The organism is Microseira wollei NIES-4236, assembly GCF_020521235.1.
Classification (GTDB): Bacteria; Cyanobacteriota; Cyanobacteriia; order Cyanobacteriales; family Aerosakkonemataceae; genus Microseira; species Microseira wollei.
This window is the reverse complement of record NZ_BLAY01000492.1, coordinates 1-746: the sequence shown is the minus strand read 5'-3', so window position 1 is coordinate 746 and position 746 is coordinate 1. Positions and strand designations below refer to the sequence as shown.

The 746-nt window shown below is 46.9% G+C and carries 2 pseudogenes; both read left to right on the top strand.

What is annotated here, in order from left to right:
* A pseudogene (locus MiSe_RS49445) lies at positions 1 to 201 on the top strand (RNA-dependent DNA polymerase); the annotation flags it as partial.
* Between the two features lie 16 nt (positions 202 to 217).
* Positions 218 to 625, top strand: a pseudogene (locus tag MiSe_RS49440) (RNA-guided endonuclease InsQ/TnpB family protein); the annotation flags it as partial.
* Between the last annotated feature and the right edge of the window lie 121 nt (positions 626 to 746).

Sequence of the window (746 nt, the reverse complement as noted above, 5' to 3'; positions counted from 1 at the left end):
TTAAAGCTGCTTAGTGACGAAAGGGTACATCTCCATCATGTCGATGACAACCATAACAACTGGAAGAAAAATAACCTTCTAGCCATTCACGAAAGCTGCCACAAGTACATTCACATGAGCAAATGTGCCAGCCAAGAACATCGGGAGCCGGATGCAGCGAAAGCGGCACGTCCGGATCTAAAGCAGAGGGGCGATGGATAATACCTTCCCTCGACTCAACCTAGTAGCCTACGAAGATTTGAATGTCTTGGGCATGGTAAAAAATCATTGTCTCGCCAAGTCAATCAACGATGTAGCTTGGACTACTTTTCGTCAATGGTTAGAGTATTTCGCTCAAAAGTTTAATACTACAGTTGTCCCCGTTCATCCTCATTACACAAGCCAAAAGTGCAGTAACTGCGGTCGGATTGTCAAGAAATCTCTTTCTTGTCGCACCCATGTCTGCCAGTGTGGTTGCAGTCTGCAACGTGATGTAAACGCGGCAATAAATATATTGGCGAGAGCGAAAGAGACTAGGGAGGGGCGCTCCCGAAGTAACGCTGCTGGACTAGCGACCTCTACTCTGGTTGGTGAAAACCTGCTAGAGCAAGTAACTAGGATGAGAGCAGAATCCCCTCGCCTTTAGGCAGGGTGCGATCCGTGAGCCAGAAATGAGAGAAATACTCAAGGATTGGCGGCAAGTCGTACACAAGGAATGACAAACATTCCATCTGTACCTTGACAACTTGTTGTTCGTGTAGGTGTAA